General features: G+C 75.1%; 4 protein-coding genes. All 4 read right to left on the reverse strand.

Features of this window, described 5'->3' with window-relative positions; genetic code table 11:
• Window positions 1-384: flagellar hook assembly protein FlgD (locus tag CVO76_RS16275; protein ID WP_208740130.1), on the reverse strand; the 384-nt coding region annotated here is incomplete at its 3' end.
• A 15-nt stretch (window positions 385-399) separates the two neighbouring features.
• The gene (locus CVO76_RS16280; RefSeq protein ID WP_208740131.1) at window positions 400-1,182 is read right to left on the reverse strand and encodes a flagellar hook-length control protein FliK; all 783 of its coding nucleotides are present in this window, start codon (window positions 1,180-1,182) and stop codon (window positions 400-402) included.
• A gap of 782 nt (window positions 1,183-1,964) precedes the next feature.
• Window positions 1,965-2,738, reverse strand: a complete 774-nt coding sequence (locus CVO76_RS16285) for a C40 family peptidase (protein WP_208740132.1) — start codon at window positions 2,736-2,738, stop codon at window positions 1,965-1,967.
• Window positions 2,735-3,169: a flagellar FliJ family protein gene (locus CVO76_RS16290; RefSeq protein ID WP_208740133.1), complete on the reverse strand. Its 435-nt coding sequence runs from the start codon at window positions 3,167-3,169 to the stop codon at window positions 2,735-2,737. Before CVO76_RS16290 ends, CVO76_RS16285 begins: the two co-directional genes overlap by 4 nt.
• Window positions 3,170-3,222: the final 53 nt, after the last annotated feature.

Below are 3,222 nucleotides of genomic sequence, written 5' to 3' on the forward strand. Positions count from 1 at the left end.
GAGCGCGATGCTCTTGCCGTCGATCGTGACGGTGGGGACGGGGCCGCTGTAGGAGACCGCGGTCGCGGTGCCGCGCGCTTCGACGCCGTCCGTCCCGGTGTAGGAGACCTCGTTGCCGAGCAGCGCGGCGGCCGAGGAGCGCATCTGGAGGTGGAAGTTCTCCTCGCTGATGCCGGTCATCTGCGTGATCTTCTCCATCATGGCCAGTTGCGTGGTCTGGGAGATCATCTGGTTGGTGTCCATCGGCGCACTGGGGTCCTGGTTGCGGAGCTGGCTGACGAGCAGCGACATGAAGACCTCGGAGTCCATGGCCTGCTTGCGGGTTCCCGTGGCGGATGCCTCGGGAGGGGCGAAGGTCGCGGAGGCGACGGGATCTACGGGCATGGCAGTCCTTCCGGATCAGGCGAAGAGGTCGAGGGTCGGGGAGCCCGCTGCGGGGCGGCCGGTCCAGGGGATGGGGGTCGGCACTGGTCGTTCTCCCCCGGGCGGGGCGTGCCGCGGCCTGTCGTCCCGCGGCCCGTCCCTGCCGTCGTCGGGAGTGCCGGTCCCGAGGTCGAGCGACGCGGACAGGCCCGACGACGACGCCTCGCGCCGCAGGTCGGGTAGCGCCTGCCTGAGGGCGTCGCGGCCGCCGTCCGTGGCGGAGAAGAACTCGAGTCTCGTGCCGTCCGCGGAGATGCTCGCGCGGATGGTGATGGGCCCGAGGTCGTCGGGGGCGACCGTGACGGTGATGGTGCTCGTACCGCCCGGGGCATCGACTGCGGCCTGGGCGAGCGCGAAGGCGGGGGCACCGAGTTGCTGGGGCAGCGGTGCGGTCCCTGCGCGGACGGGCGCCTGCGACTCCGTGGCGCCGCCCGGGGCTGCGGCCACCGGCTGTGCGGCGACCGGCATCTCGATGCGCGCGGCGGCAGGAGGGACAGCACCGGCGTCGGCCGGCGCCGCGGGCACATCCGGCACCGCGGCCGACGGCGCGGCGCCGCCCGTACCGCTGGTCACGTCGGGGCCGGTCGCGTCGGGGCTGACCACGTCCGGACCGGTCGCGTCGGGGCCGAGCGACCCTGCGGCGCCGGCCGGCGCCGAGACCTGCTCGCTCGGGACGCCGGCGCGCGGGGCGGAGGCGGTTCCAGGAGTGCCCGTCGCTGTCGGAGCCTGGTCGACGGGATCCGACGGGGAGCCTGACATGGCGATCCCGGTTCCGGCTCCACCGCCGGGTGCGCTGGACGCCCCCGCTGCTGCGGGGACACCGCCGGGAGCGGCGTCCGGGGTGGCCGTCGACGCCGTCGCTCCGGACGTCGGGAGAGCCGGCTGCGCACCAGCCACCACATCGGCTGACACCTCCGGCGAGGCGAGCACCGCTCCCCCGTCCGACGGTCCTGCAGTCGAGGCGGAACGGGGCTCGGCCGTCGGGGCCGCCGTGCTCGCCGTGCTCGCCGCGGAGAATGCCACAGCGGATGCCGCAGGAGCCGATGCCGTTCCCGGTCCGGCGGACGGGCTCCCGGTCCCCTGCACCGCGGCTCCGCCCACCGGCGCACCCGCCGACGGAGCCGGAGCCTGGACAGCAGGGGGCGGCGTCGCCGGCAGGTCGGGGGCAGCGGTGCCGTCGACCGGCGGCGGAGGAACGCTGCCTCCGGCATCGGGGGCGGCAGGTGCCGTTCCGGCGGGAGGGACGGCGCCCGGTACGGTCGCGGTCATGGGGCCCGACGCGGTGGACGGAGCCGACACGGCGGAAAGTGTCGACACGGCGGAAGGCGCGTCGGGCGGAGCCGACGGGGAGGCGGACGGTGACGCGGACAGGCGCGGACCGGCAGGGACGGGACCCGGGCCGGGACGGTCCGCCGCGTGGCGGCGGTACAGCTCACCGAACGAGGGTGCGCCGTCGGCCGGGCCCCGCGCACCGGAGGACAGCCTGGGAACATGCACGGCGTCGCGGGCCGGCGCCGTGGAGGGGGAGAGCTGCACGGGGCTCATCGCGCCATGCTCGCGAGGAACGCCGCCTGGGCCGCGTACGCGGTATCGGCAGCACCTGACGCCGCGGACGCCGGCGCCACAGAGGCGGCGGCGAGGTCTGCTGGTGCCACGGAGGCGGCGCCCTCCGGCGCTGCCGGCAGGATGCGGCGGATGGTCGTGATGTTCGCGTCCGTCTCCCACATGTCGCGGACTGCCACGGTCTGGCCCGGCTGCGGTGCGTCGATCGCCTTGCCTCCGCCGAGGTACATGGACACGTGTCCGCCGTCGTGGCTGAACAGGAGGTCACCGGGCTGCGCTTCGGCGAGGGACGGGACGTGCGTCCCCGCGTTCATCTGGTCCCAGGTCACGCGCGGGATCTGGATGCCGATGTCGGCATAGGCACGCTGCACGAACCCCGAGCAGTCGAGGCCCGAGGCCGGATCGGTACCGCCCCAGACATAGGGCACGCCCTCGTACGTGCGCGCCGCCTCGATGAGCCGGGCGGCGTCGGCCGAGGCAGGGGCAGGCAGCGGCGCGGCACCGGAGGCACCCGCGGCACTTCCGGTATCCGCCACGGCGGACGGTGCTGCGGCGCCGGCGAGGGCGTCGGCGAACAGGTCCGCGGAGGCCGTCGGCGCAGACGCCGCAGGGGTACCGGCGGCTGTCGTCGAACCGGCGGCCGTCGTCGAACCGGTCGTGGCGCCGGCCTGCGTCCGCGCCACCGGGGCGGAGAGCATGGTGAGGGTGGACTGGATCTGCTGGATGCGGCCCACCGCGTCGGTCATCGTCATGTCCGGTCCTTTCCTGTGTGCTGCCGCCGGCCGGCGGCAGCGATCTCGTCGAGCACGCGCTGCTCGGCGCCGAGCAGCGCCGTCGCCTCGGTGTCCCGGTGCCGTGTCTCGAGCTTCTCGAGGCCCACGGTCGCCGCGCGTGCGGCTCGGTAGTGGTCCTGTGCACGCTCCTGGTCCGCCTGGAGCTGGGCCTCGAGGGCGTGGAGGTCGGCGAGCGTGCTGCGCGCGGAGGCACGAGCAGCGGCCACGGCGTAGAGGGACGCGGACTCCGCGGGGTCGAGGTCCGTGCCGTCGAGGGCATCGCTGATGCCGTCCGTGCGGGCCCGCGAGGCGCGCAGCCGCTCGTTGGCGGCGGCCAGCGACCCTGCGGCCTCGTCCTCACGCAGCTGTCGGAGCCGGAGCAGGCCGGCGAGGGGGAACTGTCGTGGCATCAGGCGACTCCCATCGATGCGGTGAGGTGGGCGAGGCGGTTCCAGGCGTCGCC

The sequence above is a fragment of the Arthrobacter agilis genome (assembly GCF_002953615.1).
GTDB lineage: Bacteria > Actinomycetota > Actinomycetes > Actinomycetales > Micrococcaceae > Arthrobacter_D > Arthrobacter_D agilis_B.